22 protein-coding genes and 2 tRNA genes are annotated in these 21,829 nt (G+C 72.0%); 18 read left to right on the top strand and 6 right to left on the bottom strand.

Going from position 1 to position 21,829, the window contains the following annotated elements:
* Window positions 1-210 precede the first annotated feature (210 nt).
* Window positions 211-939, bottom strand: coding sequence for a hypothetical protein (locus HD594_RS11955; RefSeq protein WP_184751165.1), 729 nt, complete (start codon window positions 937-939; stop codon window positions 211-213).
* A gap of 195 nt (window positions 940-1,134) precedes the next feature.
* On the opposite strand from HD594_RS11955, the gene HD594_RS11950 reads away from it, so the two are divergent.
* From HD594_RS11950 to HD594_RS11905, 10 genes are read left to right on the top strand one after another with little or no spacing between them, the layout of a single operon-like run.
* Window positions 1,135-1,575, top strand: a complete 441-nt coding sequence (locus HD594_RS11950; protein ID WP_184751164.1) for a hypothetical protein — start codon at window positions 1,135-1,137, stop codon at window positions 1,573-1,575.
* Window positions 1,572-2,489, top strand: a complete 918-nt coding sequence (locus HD594_RS11945) for a hypothetical protein (RefSeq protein WP_184751163.1) — start codon at window positions 1,572-1,574, stop codon at window positions 2,487-2,489. The genes HD594_RS11950 and HD594_RS11945 overlap by 4 nt, the downstream gene beginning before the upstream one ends.
* Window positions 2,476-3,819, top strand: coding sequence for a V-type ATPase 116kDa subunit family protein (locus HD594_RS11940; RefSeq protein ID WP_184751162.1), 1,344 nt, complete (start codon window positions 2,476-2,478; stop codon window positions 3,817-3,819). The genes HD594_RS11945 and HD594_RS11940 overlap by 14 nt, the downstream gene beginning before the upstream one ends.
* Window positions 3,816-4,253, top strand: a complete 438-nt coding sequence (locus HD594_RS11935; protein ID WP_184751161.1) for an ATP synthase subunit C — start codon at window positions 3,816-3,818, stop codon at window positions 4,251-4,253. The genes HD594_RS11940 and HD594_RS11935 overlap by 4 nt, the downstream gene beginning before the upstream one ends.
* A 3-nt stretch (window positions 4,254-4,256) precedes the next feature.
* Window positions 4,257-4,484 (top strand): V-type ATP synthase subunit F, encoded by a 228-nt coding sequence (locus HD594_RS11930; protein ID WP_184751160.1) that lies wholly within the window; start codon window positions 4,257-4,259, stop codon window positions 4,482-4,484.
* The gene (locus HD594_RS11925) at window positions 4,481-5,017 is read left to right on the top strand and encodes a hypothetical protein (RefSeq protein WP_184751159.1); all 537 of its coding nucleotides are present in this window, start codon (window positions 4,481-4,483) and stop codon (window positions 5,015-5,017) included. Before HD594_RS11930 ends, HD594_RS11925 begins: the two co-directional genes overlap by 4 nt.
* A complete protein-coding gene (locus HD594_RS11920; RefSeq protein ID WP_184751158.1) occupies window positions 5,005-6,738 on the top strand; it encodes a V-type ATP synthase subunit A in 1,734 nt (577 codons plus the stop codon). Before HD594_RS11925 ends, HD594_RS11920 begins: the two co-directional genes overlap by 13 nt.
* Complete coding sequence (locus HD594_RS11915; RefSeq protein WP_221446616.1) at window positions 6,735-8,153, top strand: V-type ATP synthase subunit B; 1,419 nt, start codon at window positions 6,735-6,737, stop codon at window positions 8,151-8,153. The genes HD594_RS11920 and HD594_RS11915 overlap by 4 nt, the downstream gene beginning before the upstream one ends.
* Window positions 8,150-8,761: a V-type ATP synthase subunit D gene (locus HD594_RS11910; protein ID WP_184751157.1), complete on the top strand. Its 612-nt coding sequence runs from the start codon at window positions 8,150-8,152 to the stop codon at window positions 8,759-8,761. The genes HD594_RS11915 and HD594_RS11910 overlap by 4 nt, the downstream gene beginning before the upstream one ends.
* On the top strand, window positions 8,758-9,180 hold the full coding sequence (locus HD594_RS11905; protein WP_184751156.1) for a universal stress protein: 423 nt from the start codon (window positions 8,758-8,760) through the stop codon (window positions 9,178-9,180). Before HD594_RS11910 ends, HD594_RS11905 begins: the two co-directional genes overlap by 4 nt.
* 48 nt (window positions 9,181-9,228) lie before the next feature.
* Here HD594_RS11905 and HD594_RS11900 read toward each other — a convergent pair.
* A tRNA-Gly gene (locus tag HD594_RS11900) sits at window positions 9,229-9,299 on the bottom strand.
* Window positions 9,300-9,435: 136 nt separating this feature from the next.
* Between HD594_RS11900 and HD594_RS11895 the strand changes: the two genes are divergently transcribed.
* The 5 genes from HD594_RS11895 to clpX all read left to right on the top strand — a co-directional run bounded on the left by HD594_RS11895 (window position 9,436) and on the right by clpX (window position 14,038).
* A tRNA-Pro gene (locus HD594_RS11895) sits at window positions 9,436-9,509 on the top strand.
* Between the two features lie 83 nt (window positions 9,510-9,592).
* On the top strand, window positions 9,593-11,134 hold the full coding sequence (gene tig / locus HD594_RS11890; RefSeq protein ID WP_184751155.1) for a trigger factor: 1,542 nt from the start codon (window positions 9,593-9,595) through the stop codon (window positions 11,132-11,134).
* A 156-nt stretch (window positions 11,135-11,290) separates the two neighbouring features.
* Entirely contained in the window at window positions 11,291-11,878 is a 588-nt protein-coding gene (locus tag HD594_RS11885; protein WP_184751154.1) for an ATP-dependent Clp protease proteolytic subunit, read from the top strand.
* Window positions 11,879-11,910: 32 nt separating this feature from the next.
* Window positions 11,911-12,582: an ATP-dependent Clp protease proteolytic subunit gene (locus HD594_RS11880; RefSeq protein ID WP_184751153.1), complete on the top strand. Its 672-nt coding sequence runs from the start codon at window positions 11,911-11,913 to the stop codon at window positions 12,580-12,582.
* A 187-nt stretch (window positions 12,583-12,769) separates the two neighbouring features.
* Window positions 12,770-14,038 (top strand): ATP-dependent Clp protease ATP-binding subunit ClpX, encoded by a 1,269-nt coding sequence (gene clpX, locus HD594_RS11875; RefSeq protein ID WP_184751152.1) that lies wholly within the window; start codon window positions 12,770-12,772, stop codon window positions 14,036-14,038.
* 33 nt (window positions 14,039-14,071) lie between these two features.
* Here the strand turns inward: clpX and HD594_RS11870 are convergent, their stop codons facing one another.
* Window positions 14,072-14,551, bottom strand: coding sequence for a GyrI-like domain-containing protein (locus tag HD594_RS11870; protein ID WP_184751151.1), 480 nt, complete (start codon window positions 14,549-14,551; stop codon window positions 14,072-14,074).
* A gap of 59 nt (window positions 14,552-14,610) precedes the next feature.
* Window positions 14,611-16,653: a M3 family metallopeptidase gene (locus HD594_RS11865; protein ID WP_184751150.1), complete on the bottom strand. Its 2,043-nt coding sequence runs from the start codon at window positions 16,651-16,653 to the stop codon at window positions 14,611-14,613.
* Window positions 16,654-16,799: 146 nt separating this feature from the next.
* On the opposite strand from HD594_RS11865, the gene HD594_RS11860 reads away from it, so the two are divergent.
* From HD594_RS11860 to HD594_RS11850, 3 genes are read left to right on the top strand one after another with little or no spacing between them, the layout of a single operon-like run.
* On the top strand, window positions 16,800-17,402 hold the full coding sequence (locus HD594_RS11860) for an ArsR/SmtB family transcription factor (protein ID WP_184752824.1): 603 nt from the start codon (window positions 16,800-16,802) through the stop codon (window positions 17,400-17,402).
* Window positions 17,399-17,608, top strand: a complete 210-nt coding sequence (locus HD594_RS11855) for a hypothetical protein (RefSeq protein WP_184751149.1) — start codon at window positions 17,399-17,401, stop codon at window positions 17,606-17,608. Before HD594_RS11860 ends, HD594_RS11855 begins: the two co-directional genes overlap by 4 nt.
* Window positions 17,605-18,936, top strand: coding sequence for an MFS transporter (locus HD594_RS11850; protein WP_184751148.1), 1,332 nt, complete (start codon window positions 17,605-17,607; stop codon window positions 18,934-18,936). Before HD594_RS11855 ends, HD594_RS11850 begins: the two co-directional genes overlap by 4 nt.
* A 2-nt stretch (window positions 18,937-18,938) precedes the next feature.
* On the opposite strand, the gene HD594_RS11845 is transcribed toward HD594_RS11850, so the two are convergent.
* Both HD594_RS11845 and valS read right to left on the bottom strand, forming a co-directional pair.
* The gene (locus HD594_RS11845) at window positions 18,939-19,187 is read right to left on the bottom strand and encodes a hypothetical protein (protein WP_184751147.1); all 249 of its coding nucleotides are present in this window, start codon (window positions 19,185-19,187) and stop codon (window positions 18,939-18,941) included.
* A gap of 1 nt (window position 19,188) precedes the next feature.
* On the bottom strand, window positions 19,189-21,765 hold the full coding sequence (gene valS, locus HD594_RS11840; RefSeq protein ID WP_184751146.1) for a valine--tRNA ligase: 2,577 nt from the start codon (window positions 21,763-21,765) through the stop codon (window positions 19,189-19,191).
* Window positions 21,766-21,829 lie beyond the last annotated feature (64 nt).

The raw sequence follows: 21,829 nt of genomic DNA, 5'->3' as shown, positions 1-21,829 counted from the left end.
TTGAATGGTCGCCGACCCGTCGACCTGCGGCGCGGCGGGGCTGCTCCACTGGTTTCGCGGCGCTCGCCCGGGTCCGAGCATAGCCACAACACGCTGATCGGCGGCGACGACGTACATCGCGCGGGACACGGTCTTCGTCTTGGCTCGTACCCCCAAGGCGCCCGTCTTCCGGCAGAGCAATCGGCGACTGAGACCGAACCGCATCGCGTGTCAGACGTGGCGCGGCGCGCCGACCGAGGAGCGGTGTGCAGACCTCGGAGCGCTTCGGTCCGAGCCGCGTCGCGGACGCAGCAGGCGCGCCAGCCCGAACCCCGTCACGGTCGCTGCGACCGCGGCCATGACCAGCCCCGCGCCGATGCCGATCGCCAGCATCAGCCAGAACGGCTGGCCATCGGTCCACAGCGGCATCGCGATGCCGAGGAAGGCGCCGAGGGCGGCGAGCCAGGCGACGGCCGTGATCCACACCCAGTGGCCGGCGCGCGGAACGTGCCGGCGCAGCTCCACCCACTGCGCCCCGCCGATCGACGCGACCAGGACGGCGCCGAGCACCATGCCGACGGGGATCAGCACCGCCGGCGGGGCCGTGACGAGGCTCGACGCCCAGGTCGAGGGCGCCATGCCGCACACGTAGGCGAGGATCGCACCGGCGGCGGTCAGCAGCACCCAGCGGCTCGCACGCACCGGCACGTCGAGGCGGCGCAGCGCCCACGCCTGCCCGGCGCCCAGCAGGGCTCCTTCGATCGCGCCCGCCCCGAGCAGCGTGGCGAGCTGCACGGACGGCGCGGCGGACGCCGTCGCGACACCCGCGGCCGCGGGCACGACGAAGCCGACCGCTTCGGCGATCGTGGCGGCCGGGATCCAGGTCCGGAGCACCCGACGGCGCGCGGCCGTCCGGATGGCGGCGGTCGCGGCATCCGATGCACGCGCGCCCGTGCTCATGGCGCCAGTGTGCGTCCTGCCCGCCGCATCGTCATGGGCCCAAGGTCCCGCGACGGTGCCCGGACCCCTGGTGCCCGCGCGTCGGCGGGAGGCACAATCGGACCGTCGGCATCGAAGCCGCCACGCCCGTCGGCTCGACGGACGCGACGGGTCGGATGCCGCGCCATTCCAGAGGGAGGTGCGTGGGTCGTGCGCGTGAGCTTCCTCGATCGCTTCCGGCCGGTCGGGGCGCCGGGTGCGGCCGCGACGGCCGTGCCGGCAGCCGACCGACACGGACCCGAGGACGAGCTCGCACCGGTCTTCGCCGCCCTCGCTCCCGCGGTGCGCGCGGCCGAGGACGCCGTCGCCGCGGCGGAGAAGTCCGCCGCCGACGCGCGGGATCAGGCGCGCGTCTCGGCCGCGGCCATCGTCGAGCGCGCGCACGCGGATGCCGCCGAGGCGCGTGCGCGCGCCGCCCTCGAGGTCGAGAGCGCCGCTGCCGAGACGGACCGGCGCGTGGTGGATGAGGCGCAGGTCGAGGCCGATCGCATCGACGCGGCCGCGGCGCAGGCGAGGTCCGAGGCCGTCGATCGCGTGATGCGACGACTGCGGGACGGCCTCCTCGAGGAGCCGGAGACGACGGAGACCGCATCGTGATCGGTGACTGGACCGCCGCCGCCGTCCGCGCGCGTGCGACGGCGGATCGGCGACTGGGGACCGCGGGCGCGGACGCCGTGGCCCGCAGGCCGGACCTGTCTGCGGCGATCCAGGCTCTCGAGCCGAGTCTCTACGGTCCGCGCCTGCCCGGTGCCGACGACCTCGCGTCCGCGCAGCGGGCGCTCGGCGCCGCGGTGGTGTGGGAGCTGCGGGTGCTCGCCGGGTGGATGCCGCCCGCGGGGACGCGTCTGGCGGGCGCCCTGGCGGCGCTGTTCGAGTACGAGGACCTGGTGGCTCTGGTGGACGCCCTCGAGCGCGGCACCCCGGCGCCGCCCCGGTACGACGTGGGCGTCCTGGCGTCCGCACCGGCGACGGTATGGGACGCCTCGTCGCCGGCGGTGCTGCGCGACGCTCTGCGACACGGCGTGTGGGGCGATCCCGGGCCCGACCCGGCCGCGATGGCGGACGTGCTGGCGGCCGCCGTGCTGCGCCGACTCACGTCGATCGCGCCCGCGAGCGGGTCGTGGGCGACGGGCGCGCTGGCCCTCCGCGCGGCACGCATGCGCGCCGTCGAGGACCGCGAGCCGCCCGACCGGTTCGTCGCGCTCGCACGGTCGGCGATCGGCGACGCGTGGATCGCGAGGCGCGATCTCGCCGGACTCCGTACCGCGCTGCCGCCGTCCGCCGCCGCCGCACTGGCGGACGTCGACGATCCCGGCGACCTGTGGCGGGCGGAGCAGCGCTGGCGGGCACGCGCGGAGACGGACGGCTTCCGGCTGCTGCGCGACAGCGGCCTGGGGCCGGAGACCGCCCTGGGGGCGTTCGCCGTGCTGCGGTGCGACGCCCTCCGGGTCGCCGAGGCGCTGGCGTCCGCCGACGCGGGGGGAGGCGAGCTGCTCGATGTCGTGGCGTGAAGCGCTCACCCCGGTGCGCATGGAGCGCGTCGCGCTCGTCGCGCCCGAAGCCGCCATCGATCCGATGCTGACCGAGATCGCCGCGAGCGGCGCGGTGGAACTCGACCTTCCGCGCCACGCCGAAGGCGCGCCGGACGAGTTCGCCCGCGCGCGCGACGCGGCGGTGCTGCGCGACGGCCTCGCCGGCTACGTCGGGTGGACGCCGTCGACGTCGCTTCCGGACCTGGCCGAGCGGCTGGCTCCCGCCGGAGCCGCCGCGGTCCCGATCCAGCGCCCGCGCGGCGTCGAGCCGCCGACGCTGCTTTCGGGCGAGGCCGAGGCGGCCGGAATGTCACGCGCACTCGTCGACACCTACGGGACCGTGCCCTATCGCGACATCGACCCCGCACGCGCTGCGGCCTTCGCGTACATCGTCATGTTCGGCATGATGTTCGGCGACGTCGGCCACGGCGCCATCCTGCTCGGGATCGGCCTGCTGCTTCGCACGGGACGCCCGCGCCGGTTCGCGGGCATCCAGCGCGCGTGGGGCTTCGTCACGGCCGCCGGCGCCGCCGCGATCGCGTTCGGCTTCCTCTACGGCGAGGCGTTCGGGCCCACCGGCCTGGTGCCGGTCCTCTGGCTGTCCCCCCTCGAGGAGCCCGTGCCGTTCCTGATCGCCGCCATCGTGCTCGGCTCGGTGCTGCTGGCCGCGGCGTACGCGATCGGAACGGTGAACCGCGTCCGCGAGGGCGGGTGGGGCTACGCCCTGTACGCGCGCAGCGGCGTCGCGGGGTCGCTGCTGTTCCTCGCCGCGGCGGTGCTGGCCGGCGGCATCGTGTGGGGCCTGATGTGGTTGGTCGCCCTCGCCGCGGCACTGGCCGTGCTCGCGATCGTGTTCCTGTCGATCGGACTGTACGTGGCATCCGGCGGGCACTTCGCCGGTGTCCTCCAGACGGTCATCGAGGTCGGCGACACGATCATCCGCCTCGGGTCCAATGTCGTCTCGTTCGCGCGTCTCGCGGCGTTCGGGCTGACGCACGCCGCGCTGCTGCTCGTGGTGTGGCAGGGCACGACGGCACTGTGGGGGCTCGGCCCCCTCGGCGCGGTCGCGGGCGTGCTCCTGTTCGTCGTGGGCAACGTGCTCACGTTCGCGCTCGAGGCGCTCGTCGCGGCCATCCAGGCGCTTCGCCTGTCGTACTACGAACTGTTCTCGCGCGTCTTCGAGTCCGAAGGGCGGCCGTTCCGCCCGTGGAGCCCGGCGGTGGACAGCGCCGCGGGTCCGACACCGTATGCCGACGAGGGTGGGGTCGCCGCCGGCGACCTGCCCGTTCCAGAGAGGAGACCCGCATGACCGTCTGGGTCATGGCCCTTCCCGTCTTCGCGATCGCCTTCGCCGGCGCGCTGCTGCTGCTGCGACGCACGCGGAGCACCGGCATGAAGGCGCTCGTGGTGGTCAACGCCGGTGTCGCGATCGCGGCCGGAGTGGTCTTCGTGCAGGCGCTCACCGCCTCGGTCCCGGCCGCCGCGAGCGGTGCGGTCGAGGCGGCGACGAGCACGACCACGTCGACCGGCGCGGGCGGCACGGCGCTCATCGCGGCGGCGATCGCCGTGGCCGGGTCGTCCATCGGCGCCGCCATCGCCGTCGCCTACACCGGTGCCGCGGCGCTGGCCGCCATGAGCGAGCGGCCCGAGATGTTCGGGCGCGCCATGGTGATCGTCGGCCTCGCCGAGGGGATCGCGATCTACGGCCTCATCATCGCGATCATCATCATCGGGCAGGCGTGAGCCATGGCCGACGCGCTGAGCATCGCCGTCATCGGCGAGGAGCACCTCGTCGACGGGTACCGCCTCGCCGGCGCGACGGTGCTGCTCGCCGCCGGCGCCGACGCGGTCAGGCGCGCGTGGGATGCGCTGCCCGGCGACGTCGGCGTCGTCGTGCTCACCGCGCAGGCGGCCGCGGCGCTCGGCGAGGACCGCGAGGACGGCCGGCGCATGGTGGCGGTGATGCCCGCATGAGCGCGCGCAGAGCCGGGCTCCCCGACGGGGCGGTCGAAGCCATGGAGCCGCTGCGGAACGCGATCGCAGCGGATGCCGAACGCCGCGCCGACGAGATCCGCGAGGGTGCCGACGAGGAGTGCGCCGCGGTGTTGCAGGCCGCCCATCAGGAGGCCGCGCGCATCGTCGACGCCGCGATCGCCGACGGTCGCGCGGCGGGCGAGATCGTCGCGCGCGACGCCTCGGCCCGGGCGCGTCGCGGCGCCTCCGGGCAGGTCCTCGCTCGCCGCGAGGCCGCACGGCAGCAGCTGCGCGACGCCGTGATGCGCGCAGCGCGCGGGCTCGCGCACGACGAGCGGTATCCGGACATGCGTCGCCGTCTCGAGGCGCGCGGACGAGCGCTTCTCGGGCCGGATGCGGTCGTGACCGAGCATCCGGCAGGGGGAGTGGTCGTCGAGGCGGGGTCGCGGCGCCTGGACCTGTCGCTTCCCGCGCTGGCCGAGGAGACGTGGGAGCGGATGCCCGAGGAGATGCGTGGCGTATGGAGCGGGTGAACACGAGCGGGTCCGTCGTGCGCGTGAGCGGGCCGCTGGTCGAGGTGGAGGGCGTCGGAGCGCTGGCGATGTCGGACGTGGTCGCGCTGGGCCCCGCGCACATGAGCGCCGAGACCGTGGAACGCGAGGGGGATCGCGCCGTCCTGCAGGCCTACGAGTACACCGGAGGGCTGCGCAGCGGCGACGTCGCCGCGTCCACCGGCGCCCAGCTGTCGATCCCCCTCGGCCCGGGGCTGCTCGGACAGGCCTTCGACGGACTGCTGCGACCTCTGACCGGAGCAGGGCTCTGGCTGGGCGCGGCCCGCACGACCGAGCCCCCGGGGCAAGACAGCTCGTGGCGGTTCGCCGCCGGCGCGGAGGTCGGCGACGCCGTGGCGGAGGGGGACGTGCTGGGAACGGTGGCGGATGCCGGCTCCGTCGAACATCGCGTGCTGGTGCCGGTCGGGGTCTCCGGCACCGTGACGTGGCTCGCCGGCGACGAGGAGCTCGCGGCCGATGCCGTGGTCGCCCGCATCGGCGACCACGAGGTGGCGCTCACCTCGACGTGGCCGATCCGGCGTCCGCGGCCCTTCCGGCAGCGGCGCTCCGAGGCGGTGCCGCTGCGGACGGGCCAGCGTGTGCTCGACCTGCTGTTCCCGGTCGCGCGGGGAGCGACCGCGGCCGTCCCCGGCGGTTTCGGGGCGGGCAAGACGCTGCTGCTCCAGCAGATCGCGAAGTGGAGCGATGCCGATGTGATCGTGTACGTCGGATGCGGCGAGCGCGGCAACGAGATGGCCGACGTGCTGGGCACCCTCACGGAGCTCTCCGACGAGCGCACGGGCGGGCGCCTCATCGACCGGACGGTGATCATCGCCAACACGTCGAACATGCCGATGATGGCGCGCGAGGCCGGCATCCACACCGGCGTGACCGTGGCGGAGTACTACCGCGACATGGGCTACGACGTCGTCGTGATCGCCGACTCGACGTCGCGCTGGGCCGAAGCGCTCCGGGAGTTCGCGAACCGCAACGGGCAGCTCCCGGCCGAGGAGGGGTATCCGGCGAGCCTCGCGAGCGAGCTCGCGGCGTTCTACGAGCGCGCGGGCCGGGTCGAGACGCTCGGCCGGAGGACCGCGTCGGTCACCGTGATCGGCGCGGTGTCGCCGCCGGGCGGCGACATGACCGAGCCGGTCACGACGGCCACGCAGCGCTTCGCGCGCACACTGTGGCAGCTCGACCGCGATCTGGCCTACGCGCGCCACTACCCGGCGGTCAGCTGGACGGCGTCCTTCGCGCGCGACGACGACGCGATCGGCCGCTGGTACGCCGAGAACGGCGACGCCGCCTGGGTCGCCCGCCGCGCGCGGGCGCTCACGCTGCTCTCCGAGTCGGATCGGCTGGCCTCGCTCGCCGAGCTCCTCGGCCATGCGTCGCTGCCGGGCCACGAGCGGATGATCCTGCTCGGCGGCCGCCTCGTGCGCGACGGCGTGCTCATGCAGAGCGCGCTCAGCCCCAACGACGCGTCGTGCTCGGCGGGCAAGGCCGCCGCGATCCTCGACCTCGTGCTCGACGTCGCCGACCGGTGCGCGCGCCTGGCCGAGGACGGCGTGCCGGCGGCCGCGATCGAGCGCATCGACTTCGGCGACGTGCTGCGCGCGCGGGACGAGACGGGCCCCGACGACGCCGCAGGGGTGGAGGCGCGGCGGGGACCCATGCTGCGCCGGCTGGAGGCGCTGCGGTGACGACCACGGAGCCGGAAGGACTGCCCGCGAGTGCGCGGCGCGTCGAGTACCGCGATGTGCACGCGCTGCGCGGTCCGCTGCTCGTGCTGGGCGAGACCGCCGACGTCGGATGGGACGAATCGGCCGTCGTCGAACTGGATGACGGGTCGGTCCGTCACGGCGTGGTGCTCGAGGTCGAGCGCGACCTCGTCACGCTGCAGGTGCTCGAGGGGACCGCCGGCATCGAGCCGGGCTCGGTCGGCGTGCGGTTCACCGGGGATCCGTTCGCGATCCCGGTGGGGCGCGGCTGGCTCGGGCGGGTGTGCAGCGGCCGCGGCGAACCGCTCGACGGCGGGCCGCCCGTCGTCGGCGAGACGACGGTGCCCGTGAACGGCGTGCCGCTGAACCCCGTGCACCGCGAGCCGCCGGCCGATCCGATCCGCACCGGCATCTCGGCGATCGACGGACTGACGACGCTCGTGCGCGGGCAGAAGCTTCCGATCTTCTCGGTTCCGGGCCTGTCGCACCTCGCGCTGGCGACCCAGATCGCCGCGCAGGCGCGTTCGGAGGGCCGGGGATTCCGCGTCGTGTTCGTCGCGATGGGACTCACGCACGCCGACATCGACACGGTGCGCGATCGGCTCGAAGAGCGCGCGGCGTCGGGGGAGCTGGTGCTGCTGCTCAACGCCGCCGACGATCCCGTCATCGAGCGCATCCTCGCGCCGCGCGTGGCGCTGACCATCGCAGAGCACCTCGCCTACGAAGAGGGCGACGACGTGCTGGTGATCATGTCGGACATGACCAGCTACGCCGAGGCCGTGCGCGAGGTGTCGGCGGCGCGCCGCGAGATCCCCGCGCGCCGGGGCTACCCCGGCTACCTGTACAGCGACCTCGCCTCGATCTACGAACGGTGCGGGCGCGTGCGCGGGCGGGACGGATCGGTGACGATCGTCCCCGTGCTGACCATGCCCGGCGGCGACATCACGCACCCGGTGCCCGACCTGACCGGCTACATCACCGAAGGGCAGGTCGTGCTCGCCCCCGAGGTGGCGGCCCGCGGCGTATACCCGCCGGTCGACACGTCCTCCTCGCTGTCGCGCCTCATGCGCGCGGGCGCCGGGCCCGGCCGCACGCGCGAGGATCACCTGCCGGTCGCCGCTCAGGCTCTCGCGTCGCTGTCGCGGTCCCTGCGGGCCGCCGAGCTGGCAGAGCTCATGGGAGCGGATGCCCTGGGCGAGACGGATCAGGCATACCTGCGCTACCGCGATCGATTCGAGAGCGCCGTGCTGAACCAGCGCGAGAACGAGGACCGCTCCTTCGGCGAGACGCTCGACCGGATCTGGGACGCTCTGGGCGTGCTGCCCGAGCGGGAGCTGTCGATGATCCCGACGGCGCTGATCGAACGCCATCGGCCGAGTGAAGGAGGGGCCTCGTGAACACCGCGGCGAGCAGGCCCGCGCGGGCGCGACTGGAGCGCCGCCTCGCCGTCGCGCGCCACGCCGCCGAGCTGCTCGAGCGCCGGCAGCGGATCATGGCCGACGAGGTCGAGCGGCTCGAGCTGCAGGTCGACCGCAGCCGCGCCGAGTGGGAGCGTCTCGCCCGTGTCGCGGCGCTCTGGCTGCGACGGGCGACGGCGCTCGACGGTCGCGAGCGCGTGCGCGAGGCGGCGCCGCTCGGCGAGGCGAGCGCGACCGTGACGTGGAGCTCCGCGATGGGAGCGCAGCGCCCCGACGAGATCACGTGCGAGCTGCCGCCGCGACGGGCCGTGGGCGGCGGTTCGGCCCTGGCCTTCGCCGTCGCGGCTCATCGCGACGCGCTGGAGGCCGCCGTCCGGCACGCCGTCATCGACCACGCACGGGCGCGCCTCGCGGCGGAGCTCCATGCCACGCAGGTCCGCCGGCGAGCCATCGAGCGGCGGTGGGTGCCGCGACTCGAGGAGGACCTGCGGCGCATGCGCGAGCAGCTCGAGCAGCAGGACCTCGAGGAGACCCTCCGGCTGCGCTGGGCGGCCGATCTGGGCGCCGAAGAGAGGAGCACAGCATGACCACGATCCTCGTCGCGGTGCACGACTCCACCGCCGCGTTCGAGGCGGCGGACGCCGCCATCGCCCTGGCCGAGCGGGTCGGCGCTCGCCTGCGCGCCGTCGCCGTCGTCGATCCCGAGCCCGTCACGGGGGGACCGCATCCCACGACGGCGATCGTGCACCTCGAGAGCGGGGCGGACGCCGCCCTCCGCCATGTGCTGCGCGTCGCCGCGGAGGCGAACGTGCCGGCGACGACGCACCGGCGACACGGCCGCATCGCGCGGGAGATCCTCGCCGAGGCGCGCGAGTGCGCGGCTGATCTCGTCGTGATGGCCGTCGTCGACCGTCCCGGCCACGCGATCCCGCGCGTCGGCAGTCACACGATGCGCGTCCTCGAGCACGCCGAGGTCCCGGTGGTCGTCGTCCCTCCCCGGCTCTGAACGGCCGAGACGACGAAACCCCCGCCGGAGCGGGGGTTTCGGGAAGCGAGGGGGCGACGGGAATCGAACCCGCACAACCAGTTTGGAAGACTGGGACTCTACCATTGAGCTACGCCCCCGCTGGCGCGGGGCCTCCGACAGTCTAGCCGCATACGCGCGCCGGTCCCGACCACGACGCCTCGCTGAGGGCATTCGTGAACGGGTCGGCTAGACTTGCCAGGGCCGTTCGGCGCACGTACGCGTGCGCACCCCGCCCGGGGCGTAGCTCAGCTTGGTAGAGCGCCCGCTTTGGGAGCGGGAAGTCGCAGGTTCAAATCCTGTCGCCCCGACATCACGGCCCGGAGAATTCCGAACCCAAAGACCTTATGACCCGCCGCGCATGCGCGCGGTCCAGACGAGGAGTGTACAAGTCATGGTCACCAGCACCGTCGAGAAGCTCAGCCCGACTCGGGTGAAGCTGCACATCACGGTCACCCCCGATGAGCTCAAGCCCAGCATCGCGCACGCCTACGAGCACATCGCCCAGGACGTCCAGATCCCCGGCTTCCGCAAGGGCAAGGTCCCCGCGCCGATCATCGACCAGCGCATCGGCCGCGGCGCCGTCCTCGAGCACGCCGTGAGCGAAGGCCTGGACGCGTTCTACCGCGAGGCCGTCGAGGCCAACGAGCTGCGCGTCCTCGGCCGCCCCAGCGCCGAGGTCCTCGAGTGGCCGAGCGACAAGGACTTCAGCGGCGACCTCGCCGTGGCCGTCGAGGTCGACGTGCGTCCCGAGTTCGAGCTGCCCGCCTTCGACGGCATCACCGTCGAGGTCGAGGCCGCCGAGACCGACGACGCCGCCGTCGACGCCGAGCTCGACAGCCTGCGCGCCCGCTTCGGCACGCTCGTGACCGTCGACCGTCCCGCCGCCACGGGCGACTTCGTCGAGCTGGACCTCGTGGCCGCGATCGACGGCGCCGAGGTCGACCGCGCCCAGGGCGTGTCGTACGAGCTCGGCTCGGGCGAGCTGCTCGAGGGCATCGACGAGGCCATCGACTCGCTCACCGCCGGTGAGGACACCACCTTCCGCTCGAAGCTCGTCGGCGGCGACCACGCCGGCTCCGAGGCCGAGGTCTCGGTCACGGTCAAGGCCGTCAAGGAGCGCGAGCTCCCCGAGGCCGACGACGACTTCGCCCAGATGGCGAGCGAGTTCGACACCATCGGCGAGCTGCGCGAGAGCCTCGTCGAGCGCGTCGGCCAGCAGTCGGTCTTCACGCAGGGCTCGGCCGCGCGCGACAAGTTCGTCGAGACGCTGCTCGAGCAGGTCGAGATCCCCGTTCCCCCGCAGCTGATCGAGGACGAGGTCCACAGCCACCTCGAGGGCGAGGGCCGTCTCGAGGACGACGTGCACCGCGCCGAGGTCGCCGAGGCCAGCGAGAAGCAGTTCAAGACGCAGATGCTGCTGGACGCGATCGCCGAGCAGACCAACGTCCAGGTGTCGCAGGACGAGCTGACGCAGTACCTGATCCAGTCGGCCGCCCAGTATGGCATGGCGCCGCAGGACTTCGTCAACGCGCTGCAGGAGAACAACCAGCTGCCGGCCATGGTGGGCGAGGTCGCCCGCAACAAGGCCCTCGCCGTCGCGCTCGGCAAGGTCACGGTCGTCGACACCAACGGCAAGGCGGTCGACCTGACCGGCTTCGTCGCCGTCGAGGACGAGGAAGAGGCCGCCGAGGAGGTCGTCGAGGAGGCCGAGGAGATCGCGGATGCCGCGGCCGAGGCCGACGCCGTCATCGAGGCCGAGGAGGCCGCCGCCGCGGAGGCCCCTGAGAAGGCCCCCGCGAAGAAGCGCGCCCCCGCCAAGAAGAAGGACGAGGCCGCCGCCGAGGAGGCGCCCGCCAAGGCTCCGGCCAAGAAGCGCGCCCCGGCCAAGAAGAAGGCCGACGCTCCCGCCGAGGAGACCCCCGCGGCGGAGTGATCGCCCCGCAGCCCTGATCGGAGGGGACGGATGCCAAGGCATCCGTCCCCTCCGTCGCATCCGCGCGGCGCGCGATCTGCCCAGGGCGAACACGACCGGATGCGGCGCGGCGCGCGGGTAGATTCGATGGCGAGACCCGAGGAATCAGGAGCACACATGGCCGCTGAACCCCTTGTCGCGACGAGCGTCTTCGACAAGCTGCTGAGAGACCGCATCATCTGGCTCGGCTCGGAGGTGCGCGACGAGAACGCGAACGAGATCTGCGCGAAGATCCTCCTCCTCGCCGCCGAGGACTCGCAGAAGGACATCTACCTCTACATCAACTCGCCCGGCGGCTCGATCACCGCGGGCATGGCGATCTACGACACGATGCAGTTCGTCCCGAACGACATCGTCACCGTGGGCATCGGCATGGCGGCGTCGATGGGCCAGCTGCTTCTGACCAGCGGCACGAAGGGCAAGCGCTACATCACGCCCAACGCGCGCGTTCTGCTGCACCAGCCGCACGGCGGCTTCGGCGGCACCGCCAGCGACATCCAGACGCAGGCGCAGCTCATCCTCGACATGAAGCGACGTCTCGCCGAGATCACCGCGGCGCAGACCGGCAAGACGGTCGAGCAGATCAACGCCGACGGCGACCGCGACCGCTGGTTCGGCGCCGAAGAGGCACTCGAATACGGCTTCGTCGACCACATCCGCGAGCACGCCGCGGACGTGTCCGGCGGCGGCGGCACGGCGAACTGACGGCATCCAGGGCGAAAGAGAGAGACATCGCGATGCACACTCCCACCTTCGGCGCAGGGGCGCCCCAGGGCCTGCAGATGCCGGGCAGCCGCTACATCCTCCCGCAGTTCGAGGAGCGCACGGCCTACGGCTACAAGCGTCAGGACCCCTACAACAAGCTGTTCGAGGACCGCGTCATCTTCCTGGGCGTCCAGGTCGACGACGCGTCGGCCGACGACGTGATGGCCCAGCTGCTCGTCCTCGAGAGCCAGGACCCCGACCGCGACATCATCATGTACATCAACTCGCCCGGCGGCTCGTTCACCGCCATGACGGCGATCTACGACACGATGCAGTACATCTCGCCGCAGATCCAGACGGTCGTCCTCGGCCAGGCCGCGTCGGCGGCGGCCGTCCTGCTGGCGGCGGGCACGCCCGGCAAGCGCCTGGCGCTGCCGAACGCGCGCATCCTGATCCACCAGCCGGCGATGGGCGAGGCGGGGCACGGGCAGGCGTCCGACATCGAGATCCAGGCGCAGGAGATCCTCCGCATGCGCACGTGGCTCGAAGAGACGCTCGCCAAGCACTCGCACAAGTCGCAGGAGCAGGTGAACAAGGACATCGACCGCGACAAGATCCTGTCGGCGGCCGAGGCTGTGGAGTACGGCCTGGTCGACCAGGTGCTGACGACCCGCAAGCGCACGCCCGCGGCGATCACGTCCTGAACCACGACGATGCCCCGCGCAGCCCCAGAACGGCGGCTGCGCGGGGCATCGTCGTGCCGGGGACGAAATGTGACGGATCACTTCACCGCATTGGGTGTCGTCATCCAGCGCATGTCGTGCGCACGGGTTAGGCTCAGAGGAAAGCTGGGGAGCAGCTCCCCGGGGGCTGCGAGAAGGAGGGGAGCCGATGGCACGCATCGGTGAGAGCGCCGACCTGTTCAAGTGCTCTTTCTGCGGCAAGAGCCAGAAGCAGGTCCAGCAGTTGATCGCGGGCCCGGGGGTCTACATCTGCGACGAGTGCGTCGAGTTGTGCAACGAGATCATCGAAGAGCGCATGGCCGAGTCGGCCTCGGGCGAAGTCGCCGACTTCGATCTGCCCAAGCCCCGCGAGATCTTCGCGTTCCTCGAGGAGTACGTCGTCGGCCAGGAGGACGCCAAGCGCGCGCTCTCCGTCGCGGTGTACAACCACTACAAGCGCATCCGCGCGCACGGGACGCTTCAGCCGGCCGACCAGCGCGCCGACGACGTCGAAGTCGCGAAGAGCAACATCCTGCTGCTCGGCCCGACCGGCTGCGGCAAGACCTACCTCGCCCAGACCCTCGCCAAGCGCCTGAACGTCCCGTTCGCCGTCGCCGACGCCACCGCGCTGACCGAGGCCGGGTACGTCGGCGAGGACGTCGAGAACATCCTGCTGAAGCTCCTGCAGGCCGCAGACTTCGACACCAAGCGCGCCGAGACCGGGATCATCTACATCGACGAGGTCGACAAGATCGCCCGCAAGGCCGAGAACCCCTCGATCACCCGCGACGTGTCGGGCGAGGGCGTCCAGCAGGCGCTCCTGAAGATCCTCGAGGGCACCGTGGCGTCGGTTCCGCCGCAGGGCGGCCGCAAGCATCCGCACCAGGAGTTCATCCAGATCGACACGACGAACGTGCTGTTCATCGTCGCCGGCGCCTTCGCGGGGCTGGAGGACATCATCTCGGCCCGCGTCGGCAAGCACGGCATCGGCTTCGGGGCTCCGCTGCACACCAAGGGCGACGACCTGAACCTCTTCAGCGAGGTGCGGCCCGAGGATCTGCACAAGTTCGGTCTCATCCCCGAGTTCATCGGCCGCCTCCCCGTCGTGGCCTCGGTGTCGCCGCTGGACCGCGAAGCGCTCATGGAGATCCTGACCGAGCCGAAGAACGCCCTCGTCAAGCAGTACCGGCGCATGTTCGAGCTCGACGATGTCGAACTCGAGTTCGACATCGAGGCGCTCGAGGCGATCGCCGACCTCGCGGTGGCGCGCAAGACCGGTGCGCGCGGGCTCCGCGCGATCCTCGAGGACGTGCTCGGACCGATCATGTTCGAGATCCCCTCGACCGATGACGTCGACAAGGTCGTGATCACGCGTGCCGCCGTCGAAGAGGGCGCCTCGCCCACCCTCGTGTACCGCCAGAAGCGCAAGAGCGCCTGACGGCCGCTCGTCTCGGCCTCCCGCCGACGAACCTCAGCCGAGCAGGGCGATGAGGTCTGTGCGCACCTCGTCGAGAGGCGTGTCCTGCGGGTCCGAGACGTAGACCTCGATCATGGTGTCGGTCGGAGTCCTGCCCGCCTCGGCGATCCCGGCCATCACGCGGCCCCATGACGCGCCCAACTCGTCGTACGGGCCGATGTGCGTCAGGACGGCCGCGGGCGTCTGCGGGAAGGACATCACGGTGACCGGACCCTCTTCGACGTCGACGAGATCGGCGGGGAAGCCGATCGCGACGTCGAAGGCGGTGTCGACGTCACCCGTGTAGACGGCGAGGAAGGGCCCCGCGGGCGTGAACCGCCCGGTCTCCATGGCCGCGCCCAGCGGGCCCATCGCCTGATGGAAGAGCGGGCGAAGCCGCTCGAGCGTCACCTGGGAGTACCGCACCACGGCGAGCGTCACGGGCGGAAGGTCGACGAATGTCACGTCGTCGTACGGGGATTCGGGATCGAGCATCGCTGCACCTCCGTGACGAGCATGGCGCGATACGGCCCGTCCCGCCAGGGGGCGCCGCGTCAGTCGGCGAGTCCGCGCCGGGCAAGCAGCGGTGCGATCTCGGCGTCGCGTCCGCGGAAGTCGCGGTAGGCCTCGAGCGGGTCCTTCGAGCCGCCGACGCCGAGCAGTCGCTCGCGGAACCGGTCGCCTCCGGACCGCGTGAGACCGCCGTTCTCGCGGAACCACTCGACCGTGTCGGCGTCGAGGACCTCGCTCCAGATGTACGAGTAGTACCCGGCGCTGTATCCGCCGGAGAACACGTGGGCGAAGTAGGTCGACGAGTACCGGGTCGGAACGGCCGGGTTGTCGAGCCCGATGTCGGCGAGCGCCGCGGCCTCGAACGCGGCGACGTCGAGGTCGGATGCCGCCTGCTCCGCCGAGAGGGAGTGCCACGCCTGGTCGAGCCACGCCGCCGCGAGGTATTCGCTGGTGGCGAAGCCCTGATTGAACGCCTCGGACTCGTGCAGCCGGTCGACGACGTCGGCGGGGAGCGGCTCACCGGTCTCGACGTGACGCGCGTAGGCGCTGAGGACCTCGGGCCACAGCATCCACATCTCGTTGACCTGGCTGGGGAATTCGACGAAGTCGCGGAAGACGTTCGTGCCCGCGAAGTGCGGGTAGGTGACGGTCGCGAACAGCCCGTGCAGCGCGTGCCCGAACTCGTGGAAGAGCGTCGTGACCTCGTCGAGGCTGAGGAGGGTCGGGCTCCCCGGCGCGGGCTTGGGCACATTCAGGTTGTTGACCACGACCGGGTGCGTCCCGCGCAGCTCGGACTGCAGGACGATCGAGTTCATCCATGCGCCGCCCCGCTTGGTGTCGCGCGTGTAGAGGTCGAGGATGAACAGGCCGAGCTCGCCGCCGTCGGCGTCGCGGATCTCGAAGACCCGTGCGTCCGGGTGGTAGGCGGGGATGTCCGGGCGCTCCGTGAACGTGATGCCGTACAGCTCGGTCGCGGCGCGGAACACGCCATCCTGAAGCACACGCTCCGCCTCGAACCAGGAGCGCAGCGCGCCGCGGTCGAGGTCGTATCGCTTCGCACGCACCTTCTCGGTGTAGAACGCCCAGTCGTGCGCCTCGAGGGGGCCGACGTCGCCGGCGACCAGCTGCAGCTCCTCCTGCTCGCGGTGCGCATTGCGCGCGGCCGGACCGGCCAGCCGGCGCAGCATGTCCTCGACCGCCGCCGGCGAGCCGGCCGTCTGGTCGGAGGTGATGTACGCGGCGTGCGACGGATAGCCGAGGAGAGCGGCGCGCTCCGCGCGAAGCCGGACGATCTCGCGGATCACCGCGCCGTTGTCGTGCTCGTTGCCGCGCGAGCCCCGAGCGCGGGACGCGTCGAGGATGCGCCGGCGGCTCGCGGGGCTGGTCAGGGAAGACAGGTACGGGTGCCCGGTGAACAGGGTCAGCGTGACGACCCAGGCATCTTCGTGGCCCCGATCGGCGGCGGCCCGGGCTGCCGCCGACAGCTCGCCCTCGGTGAGCCCGTCGAGATCGGAGGCATCGTCGAAGACGACCGCCAGCTCGTTGGTGTCGGCGAGGAGGTTCTTCTCGAAGGTGGTCGTGAGGGTCGACAGCCGCTGGTTGATCTGGGTCAGACGCGACTTCGCGTCCGCGTCGAGCGCCGCACCGGCGTGGGTCATCTCGAGGTGGTGCCGCTCGACGAGGTACCGCTGCTCGGGGGTCAGGTCGAGCCGGGGGAGTGCCTCGTGCACGGCCGACACGCGCTCGTACAGCGCCTGGTCGAGCTGAATCGAATCGTGGTGCGCCGACATCAGCGGGGCGAGTCGCTCCTCGACATCCTGGATCGCCGGCGTGGCGTCGGCCGACGACACGGTGTAGAACGTCCGCGTCACGTGCCCCAGGAGTTCTCCGCTGCGCTCGAGCGGCAGCAGCGTGTTCTCGAAGGTCGCCTCGTCCGTCGATGCCGTGATGTCGGCGATCTCGTCGCGGTGCTCAGCGAAGGCCCGCTCGAACGCGGGGAGGTAGTCCTCGGGGCGGATCAGCGTGTAGTCGGGAAGACCGTAGGGCAGGGTCCGCGGACCGAGGAGGGGATTGTCGCTCGACATGCGCTCCAGCCTATCCGCGTGCCCGCACCTTGCCCGCATTCGTTTGCAAAAAATCTGTTGCAAAGAAACGCTTGCAAAGAATGCTTTGCAAGAGTAGCGTGCAGGACATGAACGCAGACGACTTCACCGACGAGGCGCGAGAGATCATGGCTCGCGTCGAGGAACGGCACAAGGGTGACCGAGTCCTCGACGCCGGAGCGCTCCGGGCTCTCGCGCATCCGCTGCGTCTGAAGATCTACGACATCCTGAGCCAGTACGGCGCCCAGACCGCGAGCTCGCTCGCCGAGCGCCTCGGGGAGTCCAGCGGCGCGACCAGCTATCACCTCCGAGCGCTCGCGAAGCACGACCTGATCCGCGAGGTCGAAGGACGCGGCACGGCGCGCGAGCGCTGGTGGGAGCGCCCCGTCGGCGGCGTGTCGTTCGCGCACCCCGACGCCATGAGGACCCCCTCCGGTCGCGCCGCGAGCCAGATGATCATGAGCGAGTTCTTCCGCAACCGCAACGAGCAGCTCATGCGGTTCGTGGGCGCCGGCGTCCGGGATCTCAGCGACGCGTGGACGGAGAGCTCCATGATCTCCACGGCGACGGCCCGGCTCACGCCCGAGCAGACCGCCGAGCTGGCCCATCGCCTCATGGCGATCATCGACGAGACCGTCGACCGGTATCGGGACCAGCAGGGCGACGACGTGCGCCCCGTCACGATCCGCGGCGACGTCTTCCCGCTTCCAGAGATCGGAGACGAGTCATGAGCACCATCACCGGCACCGGCCACGCCTTCCGCGAGACCTCCCTCGACCGCGCTCTCCTGCGCGCCGCCGCCGCCGTCGACGCCTTCGTCGTCGCGCGCATCGCGCGGCGCGAGCGCTCCGTCGCGCGCACGCGCGCGCAGGAGCGGGCCGTCGCCCTGCGGCGCAGCGCAGAATCCCTCGGCGCGCTGGGCGTGATGCCGCGATGACCGGCACCGCCCAGCAGCCGGCGACCGAGACCGCCAAGCGGCCTCCGCTGGGCCCGGACTTCGGCAGACTCTGGACCGCCGCGGCGTTCAGCAACCTCGCGGACGGGATCGGCCGCACCGCCGTGCCGCTCATCGCGGCGACGCTCACGCGGGATCCGCTCGCGATCGCGGCGATCGGGGCTCTCGCATTCCTGCCGTGGCTGGTGTTCGGCCTGCCCGCCGGCATGCTGGTCGACCGCTTCGACCGGCGCCTGCTCATGGCGATCGCCAACACGCTGCGCGCCGGTGTCGCGCTGCTGCTGGCGGCTCTGACGGTGCTCGACGCCCTCACGATCTGGTGGCTGTTCGCCGCCGTCGTGGTCTTCGGCATCGGCGAGACCCTGTTCGACAACGCCACGAACGCGATCGTCCCCGCGCTCGTGGAACGCCGGTCGCTGGACCGCGCGAACGGGCGCCTCCAGGCGGCCCAGGTCACGGTCGACAACTTCATCGCCACCCCGATCGGCGGCGTGCTCTTCGCCGTCTCCCTCGCGCTGCCGCTGTGGGTGGGGGCGGCCGGCTACCTGATCCCCATCGGGCTCGCCGTGCTGCTTCCGCTGGCGGCCGCCCGGCCGCTGCGCGATCGGACGATGGATGCGGCCTCTGCACCGACCGCCGCGGGCGCCGTGACCGAGCCCGCGGGCAACATCGACGAGCCGGCCCCGGCGGCGCCCGCGCGAGCGTCGGCGCGCGAAGCGGCGGCGTACCTGTGGCGGCACCGGTTCCTGCGGTCGATGGTCGTGTTCACGGTGGTCGTCGGCTCGGCATTCGCGTTCGCGCAGGCGCCGACGATCCTGTACTTCCTCGACGAGCTCGAGGTCGTGCCGGCCGCGATCGGCGTCGTCACGGCGGGCATCGGGCTCGGGGCCCTCGTCGGCTCGATCATCGCGTCGAAGCTCGTCGAGCGGTTCGGCCGCGGCGCGGTCATGCTGGGCGCGAACATCGTCGCCGCGGCGGGGCTGGTCGGCGTGTGGGCCGCGCCCGGGATCGTCACGGGCATCGTCGCCTACGCGGTGCTCGCCGCCGCCGTGTCGTGCTGGAACGTCCCGTGGGGCGCGCTCCGCCAGGCGATCGTGCCGAACGAGCTGTTCGGACGCGTGCTCGGGATCATGCGCACCGTCACGTGGGGTCTGTTCCCCTTCGCGACGATGATCGGCGGGCTCGTGGCCCGCATCGATCTGCGCCTGCCGTTCGTGATCGCCGGAGGCATCACCCTCGCCGCCGCGCTGGTGGCCGCGCCGCTCCTGCTCGAAGCGAGCCGGCACACCGAGCAGGGCGACGTGGACTGAGGCTAGGAGAGCCCGGGCTCGCCGTCGTGCGACACGACGGCGGAGCCCTCGTCGCTGAGCGAGACGATCACCCCGTTGTCGAGCTCGGCGATCGGGCGGCCCTCGAGCCACGTCAGCGTCCACCGCGGTCGCGGCTGACCCAGAAGGTCGCCCGGGATGGCGGCATCGACGTCGCGGATGCCGTCGGCGAGGGCGGCGGGCACCGAGCGGGGCGGCTCGTCTCCGGACGTCCAGCGTGTACCGAGCTGCATGTCAGACCTCCTGCGTGGCCAGTTCGATCTCGGCGACGCGGAGGGCGTCGCCCGGGGCGAAGGCGATGTCGGCGATGCGTCCGACGGCCTTCAGGTCTCCTTCGGCGAGGCGCAGCGCCTCGATCGCCGCGGCGGGAGCCTCGATGGCCGCGTGGGCGACCGGCGTCTTCTGCGACGCCTTGGCCTCGGTCTTGGCACGGCGGATGCCGATGAGCGCCTCGCCGACCGTCGCGAGCACCGCCGGGTCGCCCTCGATTCCGAGGGGCTCCGGCCACGCGGCGGCGTGGATCGATCCCTCGTTGAACCACGACCACGCCTCCTCGGCCGCGAAGGCGAGGACCGGGGCCAGCAGCCGCAGCTGCGTCGACAGCGCGATGCGCAGCGCGAGGGCGGCCGAGGCCTGCCCGACGTCCGTGCGGTCGTACGCGCGCTCCTTGACGAGCTCGAGGTAGTCGTCGCAGAACGTCCAGAAGAACGACTCGGTCACCTCGAGCGCGCGGGCGTGGTCGTACGCCTCGAACGCCTTCGTCGCGTCGGCGACCACACGGTCGAGCGTGGCGAGCATCGACGCATCGAGGGCGTGGGTCACCTCGGCGCCCTCGGGCACCGGGAACGACAGCACGAACTTCGCGGCGTTGAGCACCTTGATCGCCAGGCGCCGGCCGATCTTGACCTGCGTCGGGTTCTGCGGATCGAACGCGGCGTCGGCGCCCAGCCGGCTCGAGGCCGACCAGTAGCGGACGGCATCCGTGCCGTGCTGCGCGAGGATGTCGGCGGGCGTGACGACATTGCCCTTGGACTTCGACATCTTCTTGCGGTCGGGGTCGACGATGAAGCCCGAGATGGCGGCATCCGTCCACGGCGCACGTCCGTCCTCGAGCGCGCTGCGCAGCATCGTCGAGAACAGCCACGTGCGGATGATGTCCTGGCCCTGCGGGCGCAGGTCGAACGGCGCGACCGTGTTCCACAGCTCGGGGTCGCGCTCCCAGCCGCCCGCGAGCTGCGGGGTCAGCGACGAGGTCGCCCACGTGTCGAAGATGTCCTTCTCGGCGTCGAAGCCGCCGGGGACGCCCCGCTGCTCCTCGGTGTAGCCCGGGGGCACATCCGTCGTGGGGTCGATCGGCAGCGCCGCGAGGTCGGGTGTGATCACGCGGTCGTAGTCGCGCTCGCCGTTTTCGTCCAGGGCGTACCAGACCGGGATCGGGACGCCGAAGAAGCGCTGCCGCGAGACGAGCCAGTCGCCGGTGAGCCCGCCCACCCAGTTCTCGTAGCGGACGCGCATGAAGTCGGGGTGCCAGTCCATGCCCGCACCGAGCGAGATCAGGGTGTCGCGCAGCTCCTCGTCGCGGGCGCCGTTGCGGATGTACCACTGGCGGGTCGACACGATCTCGAGCGGGCGGTCGCCCTTCTCGTAGAACTTCACGGGGTGCGTGAACGGCTTGGGGTCGCCCTCCATCTCGCCCGAGGCGCGCAGCAGCTCGACGACGGCCTTCTTGGCGCTGAACACGGTCTTGCCGGCGATCTCCGCATACGCGGCCTTGGCGGCATCCGTCACGATCACGTCGGGCGCCTCGGCCATCACACGGCCGTCCTTGCCCAGGATCGTGCGGTTGGGCAGCTGCAGCTCGCGCCACCACACGACGTCGGTCACGTCGCCGAAGGTGCAGATCATCGCGATGCCCGAGCCCTTGTCCTGCTGCGCGAGCGGGTGCGCGAGGACCGGAACCTCGACGTCGAACAGCGGCGTGCGCACGGTCGAGCCGAACAGGGGCTGGTAGCGCTCGTCGTCGGGGTGGGCGACGAGGGCCACGCACGCGGCGAGCAGTTCGGGGCGCGTGGTCTCGATGTGGATGTCGCCCGAGCCGTCGCTCTTGTGGAAGGCGATGCGGTGATAGGAGGCGGGCTGGTCGCGGTCCTCGAGCTCGGCCTGGGCCACGGCGGTGCGGAAGTCGATGTCCCACAGCGTGGGCGCGAGGTCCTGGAAGGCCTCGCCGCGCTCGATGTTGCGCAGGAACGCCAGCTGCGAGGTGCGGATCGTCTCATCCGAGATGGTGCGGTACGTCTGCGTCCAGTCGACGCTGAGACCGAGCTGACGGAACAGCGCCTCGAAGTGCTTCTCGTCCTCTTCGGTGAGGCTCTCGCACAGCTCGATGAAGTTGCGGCGGCTGATCGGCACCTGGTCGGCGGGCTTGAGGTTCTTGGTCGTGCCCTGGAACGGCGGCGTGAAGCCGGCCTCGTAGGGCAGCGACGGGTCGCAGCGCACACCGTAGTAGTTCTGCACGCGACGCTCGGTGGGCAGGCCGTTGTCGTCCCAGCCCATGGGGTAGAACACCGTCTTGCCGCGCATGCGCTCGAAGCGCACCTTCACGTCGGTGTGGGTGTAGCTGAAGACGTGACCGATGTGGAGGCTGCCGGACGCGGTCGGCGGGGGAGTGTCGACGGAGTAGACGCCTTCGCGGCCGACCTCGGCGGCGCGGGCGCGGTCGAACAGGTAGGTTCCCTGCTCGCTCCAGCGCTCATCCCACTTGGGCTCGAGACCCTCGAGAGCGGGCTTGTCGGGAATGTGCGCGTCTGACATGGGGGTCTCCTCCGTCGATATGTGCGGCACCGTGTGTGCGTGCCTGAGTGTGGGATGTGCGTCG

The sequence above is a fragment of the Microbacterium thalassium genome, assembly GCF_014208045.1.
GTDB classification, from domain to species: Bacteria; Actinomycetota; Actinomycetes; order Actinomycetales; family Microbacteriaceae; genus Microbacterium; species Microbacterium thalassium.
The sequence above is the reverse complement of the archived record's forward strand: the minus strand, read 5'-3'. Positions and strand labels throughout refer to the sequence as shown.

Bases quoted from the DNA above. Each gene is read 5' to 3' on its own strand.
- HD594_RS11955 (WP_184751165.1), bottom strand. From the start codon at position 939: ATGAGCACGGGCGCGCGTGCATCGGATGCCGCGACCGCCGCCATCCGG.
- HD594_RS11940 (WP_184751162.1), top strand. From the start codon at position 2,476: ATGTCGTGGCGTGAAGCGCTCACCCCGGTGCGCATGGAGCGCGTCGCG.
- HD594_RS11935 (WP_184751161.1), top strand. From the start codon at position 3,816: ATGACCGTCTGGGTCATGGCCCTTCCCGTCTTCGCGATCGCCTTCGCC.
- HD594_RS11930 (WP_184751160.1), top strand. From the start codon at position 4,257: ATGGCCGACGCGCTGAGCATCGCCGTCATCGGCGAGGAGCACCTCGTC.
- HD594_RS11925 (WP_184751159.1), top strand. From the start codon at position 4,481: ATGAGCGCGCGCAGAGCCGGGCTCCCCGACGGGGCGGTCGAAGCCATG.
- HD594_RS11920 (WP_184751158.1), top strand. From the start codon at position 5,005: ATGGAGCGGGTGAACACGAGCGGGTCCGTCGTGCGCGTGAGCGGGCCG.
- HD594_RS11905 (WP_184751156.1), top strand. From the start codon at position 8,758: ATGACCACGATCCTCGTCGCGGTGCACGACTCCACCGCCGCGTTCGAG.
- tig (WP_184751155.1), top strand. From the start codon at position 9,593: ATGGTCACCAGCACCGTCGAGAAGCTCAGCCCGACTCGGGTGAAGCTG.
- HD594_RS11885 (WP_184751154.1), top strand. From the start codon at position 11,291: ATGGCCGCTGAACCCCTTGTCGCGACGAGCGTCTTCGACAAGCTGCTG.
- HD594_RS11880 (WP_184751153.1), top strand. From the start codon at position 11,911: ATGCACACTCCCACCTTCGGCGCAGGGGCGCCCCAGGGCCTGCAGATG.
- clpX (WP_184751152.1), top strand. From the start codon at position 12,770: ATGGCACGCATCGGTGAGAGCGCCGACCTGTTCAAGTGCTCTTTCTGC.
- HD594_RS11870 (WP_184751151.1), bottom strand. From the start codon at position 14,551: ATGCTCGATCCCGAATCCCCGTACGACGACGTGACATTCGTCGACCTT.
- HD594_RS11865 (WP_184751150.1), bottom strand. From the start codon at position 16,653: ATGTCGAGCGACAATCCCCTCCTCGGTCCGCGGACCCTGCCCTACGGT.
- HD594_RS11860 (WP_184752824.1), top strand. From the start codon at position 16,800: ATGGCTCGCGTCGAGGAACGGCACAAGGGTGACCGAGTCCTCGACGCC.
- HD594_RS11855 (WP_184751149.1), top strand. From the start codon at position 17,399: ATGAGCACCATCACCGGCACCGGCCACGCCTTCCGCGAGACCTCCCTC.
- HD594_RS11850 (WP_184751148.1), top strand. From the start codon at position 17,605: ATGACCGGCACCGCCCAGCAGCCGGCGACCGAGACCGCCAAGCGGCCT.
- HD594_RS11845 (WP_184751147.1), bottom strand. From the start codon at position 19,187: ATGCAGCTCGGTACACGCTGGACGTCCGGAGACGAGCCGCCCCGCTCG.
- valS (WP_184751146.1), bottom strand. From the start codon at position 21,765: ATGTCAGACGCGCACATTCCCGACAAGCCCGCTCTCGAGGGTCTCGAG.